This window comes from Neorhizobium sp. PAMB6716 (assembly GCF_058242805.1).
The window spans coordinates 15,735-31,119 of record NZ_JBZAYW010000002.1; the positions used below are offsets into that span (position 1 = coordinate 15,735).

The window sequence follows — 15,385 nt, forward strand, 5'->3', positions numbered from 1 at the left end:
CGCCTCAGTTCTTCACGGTGTCTTCCAGGAAGAAGCGACCGAGCGGGTTCTGGTAGAAATTGGTGACGTTCTTGCGCATCACATTGATGTAGGGGCTGTAGAACAGGTCGATCCAGTTGACGTCGGCCTTGGCCATCTTCTGCAGGTCGACATACATCGCCTCGCGCTTGGCAGGATCCGTCTCCAGACGGGCGGCGGCCACCAGTTCCTTGACCTTCTCATTCTTGTAGCGGGTCAAATAGTTCAAGTTGGAGTCGTCACCCAGCACGAAGGTCGTCTTCTGGTCCGGGTCGAGAATATCATTCGTCCAGTACGCCAGGGAAATGTCGTAGTCGCCAGCGACAAGCATGTCCCAACTCTGGCTCGGATCGACCTTCTGCAGCTTGGCCGTCACGCCGGCCTTGGCCAGTTGCTGCTGGATCAGCACGGCGATCTGCTCGTCCGTCTCCTTGCCGGCATTGACGATGTAATTCAGCGTCAGCCCTTCGGCACCGGCCGCCTTCAGCATCTGTTTCGCCTTTTCCGGATCGTAGGGGCGCTGCAGGTTGTCGGCATAGTGGTAGAGAGCGCCCTTCGGAATATAGGAATTGGCGACTTCACCGAGGCCGAAAGTGGCAGCCTCCACGATTGCCTTCTTGTCGATGGCGAGATCGAGCGCTTCGCGCACCTCCTTCTTGGCGAGCGCGCCGTGCTCATGGTTGATCAGCACGTGGTCCTCGCGCGTCGAAGGATCCATCCCCACCGTCAGATCCGGGTTGTTCTTCATTTCGGCGACGCGCGAGAAAGGCACCGTGATCGCCACGTCGATCTGGCCGGCCTGAACGTTGAGCATGCGCGTGTTGTCGTCGGGGATCACGATCCATTCCACGCCATCGAGGCTAACATGGCCTGCATCCCAGTAGGTCGGGTTCTTCTTGAGGATGATGCGATCGCCGCGCCGCCATTCGGCGACAGTGAAGGCACCGGAGCCGACCGGCTTTTCGGCAAAGGCATCGGGATCGGCCTCGACCACCTTCTTCGGCAGTACCGAGGCATTCGGCAGCGCCATCATGGAGATGAAGGGGACCGACTTGCTCTTCAGCTTGACGACGAGCGTCCTGTCATCGGCGGCGGTCGCGGTGTCGATGATCTTGAAACTGTCGGACCAGAGCGAGCCTTTGTCATCGCGGATGCGGGTGAGCGAGAAGGCGGCGTCGCCAGCCGTCACCGGGCTGCCGTCGGAGAATTTCGCATCGCGCAGCTTGAACGTATAGGTGAGGCCGTCGTCGGAAACCGTCCAGCTTTCGGCAAGGCCCGGCACCAGCTTGGTGCCCTTGGCATCGACGCGCACCAGCACGTCGAAGACGTTGGAGAAGACCCAGTTGTCGACATTCTGCGCCGACTTGATCGGATCGAAAGTGGTGGAATCCTCGTTGCGGCCGATGGTCAGCACGCCCGCGGCATCCGCATAGGATGCCGAAAGAGACAGGACGGCGGCAAAGGCGACGGTTATGGCTTTTGTCATCTTGAACTTCATGTGAGCGATCCTCTGGTGGTTATTGTGGGGTGGAACGTCCTGAAAGCGGCCGGTCGGGGTCGATATCGGGAATGGCGTCGATGAGGGCGGCGGTATAGGCCTCGCGCGGATGGGCGAAGACATCGTCGGACAGGCCTTCCTCGACGATGCGGCCGTGATGCATGACGATGACGCGACGGCAGAGCGAGCGCACCACCGGCAGGTCATGGGCGATGAACACCAGTGTCAGGTCCATGGTCGCGACCAGCTTGCGAAAGAGCGCGACGATCTGCGCCTGGATGGTGACATCAAGCGCCGCAATACATTCGTCGGCGACGATGACGCGCGGATCGATGGCGAGCGCCCGGGCAATGCCGGCGCGCTGGCACTGGCCGCCGCTCATCGTGCGCGGCTTGCGGCTGGCAAAGCTGCGGTCAAGCTCCACGAGATCGAGAAGTTCGCCCACGCGTTCCGGTATCTGCTCCGCCGGGATCTTCTTCTGGACGCGCAGCACCTCGGCAAGCGTCTCGCCGATCGTCATGCGCGGGTTCAGCGAATTATAAGGGTCCTGAAACACCATGGCTGCCTGGCTGCGCAGCGCGCGCAGCGCCTGCTTGCGCTGCAGGCGAAGGCTTGTGCCGTCAAAGCTCACATGGCCTGATGTGGCCGGTGTCAGGCCAAGCATGGCGCGGGCAAGCGTCGACTTGCCCGATCCGCTTTCGCCGACGATGCCGACCGTCTCGCCCGGCCAGATCTGCAGCGACACGCCGTCCACAGCACTGACGCTGCGGCGCCTGGACAACAGGCCGCCGCCGGCCGCAAAGCGCACGAACAGGTCATCGATCTCGATCAGCGGCGTGCCGGCCGCCTGCCGTGCTTCAGCGCAATGCGCAATCGCAATGCCGGCCTCCGGTTCTGCCGGCATGGAGGGGTGGCTCGCAATCAGCGTGCGTGTGTAGTCGGCCTGCGGCGTCTTCAGGATCTGCCGTTTGGCGCCGGTCTCGACGATGCGGCCGTGGCGCATCACGGCAATGCGGTCGCAGGTTTGGGCAACGACGCCGAGATCATGCGTGACGAGAATGATGGAAAGGCCGCGTCTGGCTCTCAGATCCAGCAGAAGATGCAGGATCTGCGCCTGGATAGTGACATCGAGCGCTGTCGTCGGCTCGTCGGCGATCAGGATTTCCGGATTGCAGGCAAGTGCGATGGCGATCATGGCGCGCTGGCGCATGCCGCCGGAAAATTCATGCGCATGGCTTGCAAACTGTCGCGGCGGATCGGTGAAGCCGACCTGATCCATGATGTCGAGCGCAAGCGATTTCGCCGCTTCCCGGGAAAGCCCCTGGTGGAAGCGGATGCCTTCGACGATCTGGTCGCCGATCCGCATCACCGGGTCGAGGTGGCTGGTCGGATTCTGGAAGATCATGCCGATGCGCGCGCCACGGATCGCCTGCAGCGCCTTCTCGTCGGCGCCGGCGATCTCCTGGCCATCGAGAAGGATCGATCCGCCGTTGCGGCGAAGAGTGCTGGACGGCATCAGCCCGACCAGCGTGCGGCAGAGCAGGCTCTTGCCGGAGCCGCTTTCGCCGACAAGACCCAGCACCTCGCCGCGGCCGATTTCGATGGACACGCGGTCGAGCAGGGTGCGCGCCCCCTCCGGGGCGTCGACGGCGACCGAGAGATCGCGCACGGCAAGAAGCGGGGTCTCCGACAGCATGGTGGTCGTCATCCGTTCACTCCCAGCCGTTCGGCAAGGCCATCGCCGATGAGGGAAAAGCCGAAGGCGAGCACGACGATCGACAGGCCCGGAAACAGCGTGATCCACCAGGCCTGCGTGACAAAACTTTGGCCTTCCGCCACCATCACGCCCCATTCGGCGGTCGGCGGCTGCACGCCGAGGCCGAGATAGCTGATCGCCGCCCCCGACAGGAGCACGAGCACCACATCCGACATGGAAAAGACGATCGAGCCTGCCACCGCATTGGGCAGCAGATGGCGAAAGAGGATGCGCGCCCTGGAAAAGCCGAGGCTTTCGGCGGCCATCGCATAGTCACTGTTCTTCAAGACCAGGATCTGCGCCCGGATCAGCCGCGCATAGGATACCCAGCCGACCAGCGCCATGGCGATGTAGAAGCTGGAGAGCCCCGGGCCGAGGATGGCAATGATCGACAGCATCAGAACCAGGAAGGGAAAGGCGAGGATCACATCGATCAGCCGCATCAGCACGGCATCGACGATGCCGCCAAGAAAGCCCGATATGGCGCCGACCACGGTGCCGATCGCAAAGGGAAAGGCAACCCCGATTAGCGCCATTTGCAGGTCGATGCGGGTCGAATGGATGACGCGGGAGAGAATGTCGCGGCCGAAATTGTCGGTGCCGAAGGGATGCAGGAGGCTCGGGCTTTTCAGCCGTGCCGCCGCATCCTGGAAAATCGGATCATAGGGCGCGACGAGCGGCGCGAACACGGCCATCAGCACGAAGACGGCAAGAATGGAAAGCCCGGCTGTCAGTGTCGCCTTGCGTCTCGAGATCATCACGCCGCTCACAGCTTCACCCGCGGGTCTGCGGCGACAGTGGCAATGTCGGCCAGAAAATTGACGAAGACGGTGGCGCAGGCAAACACCATCGCCACGCCCTGCACCACCATGTAATCGCGCGAGAAGATGGCGCGCACAAGCAACTGCCCCATGCCGGGGAGCGCAAAGACGCTTTCCACCACCACCGTTCCGCCGATCAGCCAGCCGATATTGACGGCAAGGAGATTGATCGTCGGCACGACGGCGTTCGGCACGACATGGCGCCAGAAGACAATACTTTCCGGCATGCCGCGGGCGCGGGCAGCCGTCGCCACATCCGATTTCAGCCACTCGATCATCGCCGCGCGCAGTGACCGTAACAGGACGGTGGACAGCGAAAGCGCGATGGTGAGCGATGGCAGGATGAGATGGATGAGCTTGTCGGAGAGCGTATTGCCGTAACCGGACACCGGCAGCAGCGGCAAGCTGATGGAAAACAGCAGGATCAGCATCAGCGCCAGCCAGAAGGAGGGAAAGCCGATGCCGAAGGTCGAGACCAGACGCACGGCATGATCGATGACGCGCCCCTCGTTGCGCGCAGCAATCGCGGCCAGCGGAACGGCAATTACAACGGAGAGCAGGACCGAGGAGAAAACAAGCGCCAGCGTCGGCTCGATGCGGGTCGAGATCAACTGCAGCACATCGATCCTGAAGGTGATCGACCGGCCCATTTCGCCATGCAGCAGGTTCTGCACGAAGTAGAAATATTGCTGCCAGATCGGCTGGTCGAGACCGAACTGGGCGCGGATATTGGCAATCGCCTCCGGCGTTGCCTTGGTGCCGAGGAGCACGCGGGCCGGATCGCCGGGGATCAGGCGCACGAGCACAAACGTGATGATGCTGACACCGAGGATGACAGGCAGAAACTGCAGCGGCCTTGTGAGGATGAAGCGATAGCGGTGCAGCATCAGCGCGACACGTCCTTCAGGAAGGAGAGGAGCGGCGGGTAATAGCCCTCCGGGTTTTCGTAGAAGGGCATGTGGCTGGCATTGCGCACCACATTGATCCGCGCGCCGTCGGGCAGGGCGTTCTTCATGCGCAGCGCGCAGGCCGGTGTCAGTTCGTCATGCTCGCCGACGACGATCAGGACCGGTGCCTTGATCTTCGGCAGGTCCGGAATGCGGTTCCAGTCCTTCAGATTGCCGGTGTAGAGGAATTCGTTCGGCCCCTGCATGGTCATGTAAGGCGCCATGTTCCAGTCGCCGAGCGAGCGGCGAACCGGGGCCGGCCATTCCGGCAGTCGGCAGACATGGCGGTAGTTCAGAAGCGTGATAGCCGCCAGATATTCGGGGTGATCATAGATGCCGGCCGCCTCATGCGCCTGCATCATCGCCACCGTCTCGGGGCCAAGCGCTGCCCGCAGGCGCTCCAGTTCGCCGACGAGATGCGGCATGTCGGCGACGGTATCGGCGAGGATGAGGCTCTTGACTGCATCCGGATGCGCCAGCGCGTAATCGATGGCAAGCCAGCCACCCCAGGAATGGCCGAGCAGATGCACCGGGCCGAGCCCCAGCGCCTGGCGCACCGCTTCCGTCTCGGTCACGTAACGTTCGATCGTCCAGAGGCTTGCATCGTCCGGCCGGTCGGAGGCGCCGGTGCCGAGCTGGTCGAAGGCAACCACACGGAAACCCTGCTCTGCCAGACAGGAATGTGCCTCGCGCAGGTAATCGCAAGGCAGACCCGGTCCGCCATTCAGGCAGAGCAGAGTTTCCGGTCCGGCGCCGAAGACATAGGCAACGACGCGGAACCCCTGGATCGTCAGCTCATGCCTCTCGTCCGGTTCGATCTCGCGCCACATGGTTCGCCCTGCTCCTGCACAACATTTATGCAGGCTTATTTCTAAAGCAAATGAGGCTCTACACCAGCTATCAGAAGTGATAGGGTGAACATCCTTGGAAGAATGTCCAGGTATGAGCCCGGCTGAGGGCGACGAGAGGTATGTATGGACACGATCGGCATCGAAGAGCGGTTTGCGGCGGCGCCAAGCCTGTCCGGCCAGACCGACGAATTGTTCCTCGCCATGCAGGATTATGGCTTCGACACGCTGATCTATGACTATACGCCGGGCCGCTACGATCTGAGCGGCGAGCTGATGATCCCGACGGTGCTGGAACTGCGCAATGTCGATGAGGCCATGCGCGACTACTGGTTCTGCCGCGGCTATTTCCGGCACGACCCCGTGCAGCACGCGGCGCTTGGCACGAGCGCGCCCTTCTTCTGGAACTATGACCCGAAGGCGCAGACACTCATCCATGCCTTCATGAACGAGGCATCGGCTCCCGTGGCGGAGTTCCTGTGGGAACGCGGCCTGACGGCGGGTGTGACCGTTCCGATCCATCTGCCGGGTGGAGATTACGCAACCGTCACAGGCATTCGCGCCGGAGACCCTGTGCGGCTGGAGCGCGACGTGCGGCTGTGTCTTGGCGATTTCAGCCTGATCGCGCATCTCTTCCAGCGCGCGGCAGCGCTTCGCATTGCCGGTGAGCAGACGCTGACCGGCTTGCCGCACCTGACCATGCGAGAACGCGAATGCCTGCGCCATTCGGCACAAGGCCTGTCCGCCAAGGAGATCTCGCGGGTCATCAACCGTTCGGTGCCAACCGTCGTGATGCATCTCAATGCCGCGACCCGAAAGCTCGGTGCCCGCAATCGCACCCAGGCCGTTGCCCGTGCCGCACATCTGCGCCTGTTCGACCAGCCGCGCGGCTGACCATCCTCGCACCCTATCAGTTGTGATAGCTGCCGCCGCGCCGGCTGCGGCCCTATTGTGCGCTCAGAAGGATTTTCCAATTCAAGGAGCGCACTGTGCAACCTGTCGAAACGCGCGAAGGTTTCCTGCCATTCCGTGACTACCAGACCTGGTATCGCATCACCGGCAATCTCGAAAGCGATCGCCTGCCGCTTGTCGTTGCCCATGGTGGGCCGGGCTGCACGCATGACTATGTGGACAGCTTCAAGGGTATTGCCGCGCTCGACGGGCGCGCCGTCATCCATTACGACCAGCTCGGCAACGGCAAGTCCACGCATCTGCCGGACAAGGGGCCGGATTTCTGGACGGTGCCGCTGTTCCTGGAGGAATTGGACAGTCTGCTTGCCCATCTCGGCATCGCCGATCGCTACGCCTTCCTCGGCCAGTCCTGGGGCGGCATGCTGGGCGCCGAACATGCGGTGCGGCAACCCGCCGGCCTGAAGGCGCTGGTCATTGCCAACTCCCCGGCCAATATGCACACTTGGGTGGCGGAGGCGAACCGCCTGCGCCGTGCGCTTCCCGCCGAGGTGCAGGAAACGCTGCTCGCCCATGAAACAGCCGGCACGCTGACGCATCCCGATTATATCGCCGCCTCCCGTGTTTTCTACGACCGGCATGTTTGCCGCGTCACCCCCTGGCCGGAGGATGTGGCCCGCACCTTTGCGGCCATGGACGAGGACAATACCGTCTATCGCAACATGAACGGTCCGACGGAATTCCACGTCATCGGCACCATGAAGGACTGGACCATCGAAGACCGGCTCCACCGCATCGTTGCGCCCACGCTTCTGATCTCCGGCGCGCATGACGAGGCGACGCCGGAGGTGGTGCGCCCCTATCGCGAGCGCGTTCCCGATATTCGCTGGGTGCTGTTTGACCAGTCGAGCCACATGCCGCATGTCGAGGAGCGGGAGCTTTGCCTGAAGACGGTCTCGGATTTTCTTTCGGCATATGACTGAGGCCGGCGACGCCGACCTTCACGCCTGCCGCCGGGCAGGTTTTACGCGGGAAATGGCCCTTTCCGGTGCCGTCGCGGCATCCGGAAGGGGTCGGCTCGTCCTCCGCCTGTCGTTCAGATCGACAGGCCTGCCGCTTCCTGCGCCTCGAAGTGGTCGGTGATTTCTCGTCCGGTGGCGATCCACACATCGCCCCGGGCAAGCACATGTTTCAGGAAGTCGCGCAGCAGATGCCAGCGCATCGGCCGGCCGGATACCTGCGGATGCAGCACAAGCGTCGTCACCCCGCCCCAGGCATGGGTTGCCTCAAACTCGTCGATCCAGAGCGGCAGGATCATATCGCGCCCGAAGATCGCGCGCGGGCTGGTGCGACTTGTCATGCCAAAGTTCCAGTCGTCGAAGGCATAGTTGACCGGGATTTCGACCGGGCCGGGCACGCCATCGCTTGGCCCATGCCGGTAGGGCAGGATGTCATCGCGGAAGGAGCTGGAATAGCGGATACCGGATTTTTTGAGATAGGCCAGAAGTTCCGGGAAATTTTCCCCCGATGGTGCGCGGTAACCGACCGGGCGCACCCCAAGCGCCGATTGCAGCGCCTCGAAACCCCGGTCGATTTCCTCCATGGCTTCATCCAGCTTTGTCCGGTCCGGAAGCTTGTGCAGATATCCGTGATGGCCGATTTCGTGGCCGGCTGCCACCATGGCCTCGCATTCGGCCCGGTGCGCCAGCGCCGTCCAGCCGGGCGTGAAAAAGGTCGCCTTCAGCCCAAGCTCGTCCATCAGGCCAAGGATGCGGGCAATGCCGACGCGCGCGTCATAACCGCCATGCGAGGTGGTGACCATGCGGTCGACATTGGAGGGATTGTTGCCGATCCAGGCGGTTTCGGCGTCAACGTCGAAGCCGATGAACAGCGCGCTTTTCGCGCCGTTGGGCCAGACCATCTGCGGCGCCTTCGCGGCCGGGTTGAGAGGACGCGGTGTGAGATCAAACGTCATGACGATGCCTTTCAGCGGAAAGTAGGAAGCGTGTCGGCGTGGCCGGCCATCCGCGCCTCGATCTCGATGCAGTCGCCAACCTCCTCAAGGTGGCCGAGCCTCTGCCAGAGCGTTTCCGCCTGGTCTTCGGCCATGCTCATGGCGGCAAGCTCGCGGAATTTTACGGCAACGGCAAGCGGCGACATCGGCCGCTCGGCAGAGCCCGTGGCGCGCGGCACCATCCGCTCGACTATCGGGCCGTCGCTGAAGGTCAGGGTCACCATTGGCTCCGCCATGGCATCCATCGATGCATCAACGGCAATGTCGATCCGCTCCATCATCGTTTTGACAGCCGGATGGCTGCGCCGCTCCTCGGTATAGGCCTGAAGGCCGGCGGTGCCGAAGACACACCGGGCGGCAAGCGCAAATGGCAGGCTCATCTGGGTTGGCGCCATGGCGCCCGCTGCCTTTGCGCCGCACATGTCGGCGAGCATGCCGCTCATCCGAAGGCCGATGCGGGCGATGTCTTCAGGCGCGCGGCCGGTTTCGGCAAGCAGGTCCTCCAGCGCATCGACGGCGGAATGGGCACCGCGGCAGGAGGCATAGGGTTTCAGAACCGCCCGATTGACCTTCCAGACCTCGCCGAGCCCTTCCGACAGAAGCTGAGGCTGGCATGCGGATTTGTTGAACGACGTAAAGAAGCCGCCCCAGACCTCGTCGAAAACGCGGGAGGGGCCGGCATAACCTTGGGCCGCCAGACGTGCTGCCAGCAGGCCACCTTCCGCGGCGCGGCCGGCATGCAGCTTCTTTGCCTGCGAGCCATCATGGATGAAGGCCCAGAGGCCGGAGGAAAAACTTGTCGCCAGCGTCATGGCATCGCGGGTCGCTGCGGCATCAAGGCCGAGCAGGTTGGCAACGGCGGCGGCTGCGGCAAAGGTGCCGCAGGTGCCGGTCGAATGCCAGCCCAGACTGTTATGCGCATCATAACCGCCCGTTGCCTCAAGGATGCGGCGCCCGGCATCATAACCTGCGACAACGGCGGCGATCATCCGCCTGCCGCTCACCGGTGCGCCCGTCTCCTGCAAGGCGGAAAACACCGCCGGCATGATCACCGCGCCCGAATGGTCGCAGCCGCCGGAATCGTCCAGTTCGAAGGCGTGGGCTGCAACGCCATTGATCAGCGCTGCATCGCGCGGCGAGGCGAAAAGACCGGCGCCCCAGATCCGCGTGGCACCCACCGGCTGCATCGCCTTGAGCGCCAAGGAAAATTCGACGGAACGGGCACCGGCGATGGCCACACCCATTGTATCTGCAATGTGGATTTTCGCCTTTGCGACGGCGGCTTCGGGAATGGCGTCATAATCGAGCGCCGAGACGAAACGCGCAAGCCTGTCGATCGGCGCGTCGGCAAGAAGACGGTTCATGCTATGTCCTTGGGAAATCAGGCTGCCCGCAGCGCAACTGCGGGAGAAAGCCCGGGCGCAGGTCAGCTGCGCCCGGGATTGTCGTTGCGGGATTTCCCGGATTACTTCACGGCTTCGCCGTTGATGTAGATGCCGTCGAGCATCGTGCCTTCCAGACCGTGTTTTGCAAAAACCGCCTTGTATTCGCCGGAAGCCATGATGGCTTTCAGCGCCGCGGCATAGGCGTCGCGCAATTCCGGGTCCTTCTTGGAGAAGGCAATGCCCTGGTAGACGGCCGTGATCGGTTCGCCGACGATGGCATAGGTATCCTTCTCAAGCGTCATCAGGTAGGGCAGCGTTTCGGAACCCTGCACGGCGCCATCGAGGCGGCCCTGCTTCAGCTGGGCGCGCGCGTCGGCCGAACCTTCCGTGCCCACCACCTTGATGGCGGCAAGACCCTTGGCCTCGCAATTGGCCGCGCTCCACTTTGCCGTTTCATCCGGGAAGGACGTGCGGCGGCTCATGCCCACCGTCTTGCCGCAGAAATCGGCCGGGGTCTTGAACTCCTGAGCGCGGGCTGCGGAGGTGTAGAACTGCGCGCCGGATTTCATGTAATCGACGAAATCGAGGGTATCGCGACGCTTGGGAAGATCGCTCATGCCGCTATGGATGAGGTCGACGCGGCCCGTCTGGAGAGACGAGATCATCTGCTCGAAGCCGATATCCGCCCATTCGACGGTTGTGCCCAGCTGCTTGGCAAGCGTTACGCCAAGGTCGATATCAACCCCCATCAGCGTGTTGGTGGCCGGGTCCTTGTATTCCATCGGCGGGTAGTTGGGCTGGTTGGCGACGATAACCTTGCCGGCGGACTTGATGCGGTCCGGCAGGCCTTCGGCCTGTACCGCCGTGGCGGCAACAATTGCGGCGAGGGTGATAAGAGCTGTTTTCATGCAAGTTCCCCTTGTTGGAATCTGGTTGGATTGGCGGATTGGGTGTGACGTAAGGCGGTTTCGGCCGGCCCGTTCGCCATCAGACGTGAACGGCTTTGATGAACTCGGCCGTGCGTGGGCTTTTGGGTATGCCGAGAACCTCAGATGCCGGGCCGACCTCGACCATCTTGCCCGCTTCCATGAAGGCGACGGTGTTGGCGACGCTGCGGGCAAAACCGAGTTCGTGGGTCACCACGATCATGGTCATGCCGCTGGCGGCCAGATCCTTCATCACCTCCAGGACCTCTGAAACGAGTTCCGGATCAAGCGCCGAAGTCGGTTCATCAAACAGGATCAGATCGGGGCGCATGCACATGGCGCGCGCGATGGCGACACGTTGCTGCTGGCCACCGGACAGTTGCGAGGGATAATGCCCGCCCTTGTCGCCGAGCCCGACGCGCACCAGCAGATCCTGCGCCCGCTTGCGCACATCACTTGCCGGTTCGCGCAGAACCTGGATCGGCCCTTCCATGATGTTTTCCAGCGCCGTCTTGTGCGGAAACAGGTTGAAGCGCTGGAAAACCATGCCGATGCGGCGGCGCTGCCGCGACATTTCCGCATCGCCGATTTCATGCAGGTTATTGCCTTCGCGGCGATAGCCCACCAGTTCGTCGTTCACCCAGATCGCACCGGAATTCATCTTTTCCAGCTGGTTGATGCAGCGCAGAAAAGTACTTTTTCCGGATCCGGACGGGCCGATGATGCAGCAGACTTCCCCCTTGGCGATGTCGAGGCTGACCTTGTCGAGCGCCTTGAACGTGCCGAAGAGCTTGGTAACGTCCACGGCCTTTACAACGATTTCCTTGCTCATCTCATCCCCTCACATCGATGCGCTGACGGCTTTGCTGCCGCGGCCGAAATACTGCTCGATATAATGCTGGACGACCGAGAGGACGGAGACGACCGCGAGATACCAGAAGCTGGCGACCAGCAGCAGTTCCAGCACCCGGGTATTGGCGAAGTAGATGATCTGCGCATTGTGCAGGATTTCCGAATACTGGATGACGCTGGCAAGCGAGGTGAGCTTGACCATGCCGATCACCTCGTTGCCGATCGGCGGAACCATGACGCGCATGGCCTGTGGCAGCACGATGCGGCGCAGCATCAGCATCTGCGTCATTCCGATGGAGCGGGCCGCCTCATATTGCCCGCTATCCACCGACAGAAGGCCGCTGCGCACCACTTCCGACGTATAGGCGCCCTGGGAAATGCCAAGGCCGAGCATGGCCGCGACAAACGGCGTCATGATGTCGACGGTGCGGAACTCGAACAGGCCCGGAATGCCCATGGTTGGGAAAATCAGCGCCAGGTTGAACCAGATCATCAATTGCAGGAGTGCCGGCGCGCCGCGGAAGATCCAGACATAACCGACGGCGATGGAGGACAGCACCGGATTGCCCGATACGCGCATCAGCGCGATGACCACACCCAGCACGATGCCGAGCGACATGGCCGCCACTGTCATCACCAGCGTGCTCTGCAACCCCTGCAGGATCGCCGGTGCAAAGAGGAAGTCGCGGACGTAAGACCACTCGATCTGGCCGACGCTGAAGGCGCGCACAAGGGCGGCGAGAGCGGCCAGAACCAGGGCCGCGGCCACCATGCGCCCGATATGGCGTTTGGGAACGAGCGTCAGATGGGCGATTTCGTATGTCTGATCGCTGGAGGCGGGCTGAGGCGCGGATGTGGTCATCGGACGCCTCGCGCGGTCTCGGACGCGGACACTCTGCCGGGCAGGTTTAGCGTGCTTCCCGCAAAGGCTTTTTTGGCTTCCAGCGCGCCGGTGAAACGCTCGATCTGTTCGCGCACTCTTGCCGGCGAGGTCGAGCCAAAGCCGGTGCGGCTGGCAAGCGCGCCTTCCAGCGTGATTGCGTCGAGAACGCCGCGCGTCAGGCGTGCATCGATGCGGGGCAGGTCTTCCTCGATAAGGCCTGCCAGATCATGGCCACGCTCTTCGCAATAGCGCACCACGGCGCCGGTGATCTCGTGGGCCTGCGCAAACGGCACATTCTGCGAAACCAGCCAGTCCGCCACTTCGGTTGCAAGCGTAAAGCCCTTCGGCGCTTCCTCGCGCAGCTTGGCCACATCAAATTCCAGGGTCTCGACCATGCCGGCAAAGGCCGGAAGGATGAGTTCGAGAATGTCGATGCTTTCAAACAGCGCCCGCTTGTCTTCGGCAAGGTCGCGGTTATAGGCGAGCGGCATCGCCTTCATTGTTGCAAGGAAACCGGCGATGTTGCCGATGAGCGTGCCGGTCATGCCACGGGTCAGCTCGGCAATGTCAGGGTTTTTCTTCTGCGGCATGATGGAGGAGCCGGTCGAATAGGAATCATGCAACCGCACCCAGCTGAACTGCTTGGAACTCCAGGTGCAGATCTCTTCTGCAAGGCGTGACAGGCTGATCGTCACAAGCGAGCAGATGAACAGGAATTCGGCGACATGATCGCGCGCCGACACCGCATCGATGGAGTTTTCGCAGGCTGCGCTATAGCCGAGTTCCAGGGCCGACAGGTCCGGACGGCAGGCGATGCCGGAACCGGCAAGGGCTGCCGCACCCAAAGGCGAACGGTCGAAACGACGGTCGAAATCCTCAAAACGCTCCAGGTCGCGCAGCAGGCTTTGCGCATGGGCCATGAGGTGATGTCCAAGGACGATCGGTTGTGCTGGCTGCAGATGCGTGAAACCCGGCATCACCGTTTCGCAATGCCGTGAGGCCTGCGACACGAGCGCCAGTTCGATCTCGACAATGCCGCGCGACAGTTCCCGCGCCATGCGGCGCAGATAAAGGCGGGTGTTGTTGGAGGTCTGGTCGTTGCGCGAGCGCCCGGCACGCAGCTTGCCACCCAGCACACCGAGCCGCTGCATCAGCAGGCGTTCAAGAAAGGTGTGAATATCCTCGTCGGCGGCGATGGGCTTTTCGCGTCCGGTCTCCACATCAACCTCGATGTGGTCGAGCGTTTCCCGGATCGTCGTAAATTCGGCCTCGTCGAGGACGCCTGCGCGCTTCAGTTCGGAGGCATGAGCCCGCGAACCGGCGAGATCTTCCCGGTAAAGCCGGAAGAAAGAGGGGTGTGCGCGCGAAAGATTGGCAAGTGCCTCCGAGGGGCCGGACTTGAAGCGTCCACCCCAGAGTTGGGTCGGCTCCGACATGATTATTCCCTTTTGTTTAATATTGAGGCAACGCTCCCATGCGCCACTAAACTGGGCAAGCGAAGTTAATTCATTGGGGTATGCCGAAAACGACTAGCGAGCAGCGCCATGGACGGTTAGTCTGAAAACGACTGAACGGGCGAAGTGAGAATGTCTGGCCGCAAGCAATTTCCATCCATGACGGCGCTGCAGGTTCTGCTGGCTGTGGGCGAACGCGGGTCGACGAGTGCTGCGGCAGAGCCGCTTGCGCTATCGCAGAGTGCTGTGAGCAAACAGTTGATCGGGTTGGAAGACCTGATCGGCGGCCCGGCTTTCCAGCGCACGCCGAACGGCATGGTTCCAACCGAACTGGGCGCGATCTACATCGAACATGCCCGCACGGCGATCAAGGCCATGGAAGATGCAGCCCTGAAGGTCGCCCGCCTCAAGCCGGGCCCGCGTGTCCTTCGTCTTCAGGTGCCGCCGATTTTCGGCGATCGCTGGCTTTTGCCGCGCTTCGTTCAGTTCACCGAGGCTCATCCTGAAATCGAGGTGCAGTTCACGACTTTCGTGTCGAAGACACAGACCGAAATCCCCGATGGAAATGTGCGTTTTCTGGTGGCCCCGGCCCCGGACGAGGAAGGCACCTATCTTTTCGGCAATGACATTCGGCTGGTCAGCGCGGCCTCCTACTGGGAAAAACTGGGAAATCCCGCGACGGTGGAAGCTGCAGCGCGGGGTGTGATGCTGGAGCATCCGCAGACGCCGTTCCATTGGCCGTTCCTCGTGCAGGCGAATGGACTGCACGGGCTGGACGTGCGCCACACCATGCGTTTCGGCTATTACACGATGGTGATCCGCGCGGCCCTTGCAGGGCAGGGCATGGCGTTGATCCCGCAAGGTCTGATCGTCGATGAGCTTGCTGCCGGCCGCCTCGTCAATCCTGGAGGCTTGGGTTACCGCAGTGACCATGGCTACTGGTTCACCAAGCCGGCCAACATTTTGCCAAGTGAATCGATGCGGCTTTTCGAACAATGGCTGCATTCGGAAGCCAGCATGGTGAAGGATTAACTGGGACCATCCCGGCATCCGGAGAGGAGGCTCGTCAGGATG

14 protein-coding genes are annotated in these 15,385 nt (G+C 62.4%); 3 read left to right on the forward strand and 11 right to left on the reverse strand.

What is annotated here, in order from left to right; all coding sequences use genetic code 11:
* Nucleotides 1-4 precede the first annotated feature (4 nt).
* The 5 genes from AC4CWH_RS18695 to AC4CWH_RS18715 are packed head-to-tail and all read right to left on the reverse strand — an operon-like array spanning nucleotide 5 to nucleotide 5,870.
* Nucleotides 5-1,516 (reverse strand): ABC transporter substrate-binding protein, encoded by a 1,512-nt coding sequence (locus AC4CWH_RS18695; protein ID WP_491321871.1) that lies wholly within the window; start codon nucleotides 1,514-1,516, stop codon nucleotides 5-7.
* A 19-nt stretch (nucleotides 1,517-1,535) separates the two neighbouring features.
* Nucleotides 1,536-3,224, reverse strand: a complete 1,689-nt coding sequence (locus AC4CWH_RS18700; RefSeq protein ID WP_491321872.1) for a dipeptide ABC transporter ATP-binding protein — start codon at nucleotides 3,222-3,224, stop codon at nucleotides 1,536-1,538.
* On the reverse strand, nucleotides 3,221-4,030 hold the full coding sequence (locus AC4CWH_RS18705) for an ABC transporter permease (RefSeq protein WP_491287628.1): 810 nt from the start codon (nucleotides 4,028-4,030) through the stop codon (nucleotides 3,221-3,223). The genes AC4CWH_RS18700 and AC4CWH_RS18705 overlap by 4 nt, the downstream gene beginning before the upstream one ends.
* Nucleotides 4,031-4,038: 8 nt before the next feature.
* On the reverse strand, nucleotides 4,039-4,977 hold the full coding sequence (locus AC4CWH_RS18710) for an ABC transporter permease (protein ID WP_491322333.1): 939 nt from the start codon (nucleotides 4,975-4,977) through the stop codon (nucleotides 4,039-4,041).
* 2 nt (nucleotides 4,978-4,979) lie between these two features.
* Nucleotides 4,980-5,870, reverse strand: coding sequence for a proline iminopeptidase-family hydrolase (locus tag AC4CWH_RS18715; RefSeq protein ID WP_491321873.1), 891 nt, complete (start codon nucleotides 5,868-5,870; stop codon nucleotides 4,980-4,982).
* A gap of 144 nt (nucleotides 5,871-6,014) precedes the next feature.
* Between AC4CWH_RS18715 and AC4CWH_RS18720 the strand changes: the two genes are divergently transcribed.
* Entirely contained in the window at nucleotides 6,015-6,782 is a 768-nt protein-coding gene (locus AC4CWH_RS18720; RefSeq protein WP_491287625.1) for a helix-turn-helix transcriptional regulator, read from the forward strand.
* Nucleotides 6,783-6,877: 95 nt separating this feature from the next.
* Nucleotides 6,878-7,780: a proline iminopeptidase-family hydrolase gene (locus AC4CWH_RS18725; protein ID WP_491287623.1), complete on the forward strand. Its 903-nt coding sequence runs from the start codon at nucleotides 6,878-6,880 to the stop codon at nucleotides 7,778-7,780.
* Nucleotides 7,781-7,893: 113 nt separating this feature from the next.
* On the opposite strand, the gene AC4CWH_RS18730 is transcribed toward AC4CWH_RS18725, so the two are convergent.
* From AC4CWH_RS18730 to argH, 6 genes are all read right to left on the reverse strand, one after another.
* Nucleotides 7,894-8,772 (reverse strand): polysaccharide deacetylase family protein, encoded by an 879-nt coding sequence (locus AC4CWH_RS18730; protein ID WP_491321874.1) that lies wholly within the window; start codon nucleotides 8,770-8,772, stop codon nucleotides 7,894-7,896.
* Nucleotides 8,773-8,783: 11 nt separating this feature from the next.
* Nucleotides 8,784-10,175, reverse strand: a complete 1,392-nt coding sequence (locus AC4CWH_RS18735; protein WP_491321875.1) for an MmgE/PrpD family protein — start codon at nucleotides 10,173-10,175, stop codon at nucleotides 8,784-8,786.
* Between the two features lie 101 nt (nucleotides 10,176-10,276).
* Entirely contained in the window at nucleotides 10,277-11,104 is an 828-nt protein-coding gene (locus tag AC4CWH_RS18740) for an ABC transporter substrate-binding protein (protein ID WP_491321876.1), read from the reverse strand.
* 79 nt (nucleotides 11,105-11,183) lie between these two features.
* Nucleotides 11,184-11,954, reverse strand: coding sequence for an amino acid ABC transporter ATP-binding protein (locus tag AC4CWH_RS18745; protein WP_491287618.1), 771 nt, complete (start codon nucleotides 11,952-11,954; stop codon nucleotides 11,184-11,186).
* Between the two features lie 9 nt (nucleotides 11,955-11,963).
* Nucleotides 11,964-12,836, reverse strand: a complete 873-nt coding sequence (locus AC4CWH_RS18750) for an amino acid ABC transporter permease (protein ID WP_491287616.1) — start codon at nucleotides 12,834-12,836, stop codon at nucleotides 11,964-11,966.
* Nucleotides 12,833-14,293: an argininosuccinate lyase gene (gene argH / locus AC4CWH_RS18755; RefSeq protein WP_491321877.1), complete on the reverse strand. Its 1,461-nt coding sequence runs from the start codon at nucleotides 14,291-14,293 to the stop codon at nucleotides 12,833-12,835. Before argH ends, AC4CWH_RS18750 begins: the two co-directional genes overlap by 4 nt.
* Before the next feature lie 150 nt (nucleotides 14,294-14,443).
* Here argH and AC4CWH_RS18760 point away from each other — a divergent pair, with 150 nt between their 5' ends.
* Complete coding sequence (locus AC4CWH_RS18760; RefSeq protein ID WP_491287612.1) at nucleotides 14,444-15,343, forward strand: LysR family transcriptional regulator; 900 nt, start codon at nucleotides 14,444-14,446, stop codon at nucleotides 15,341-15,343.
* Nucleotides 15,344-15,385: the final 42 nt, after the last annotated feature.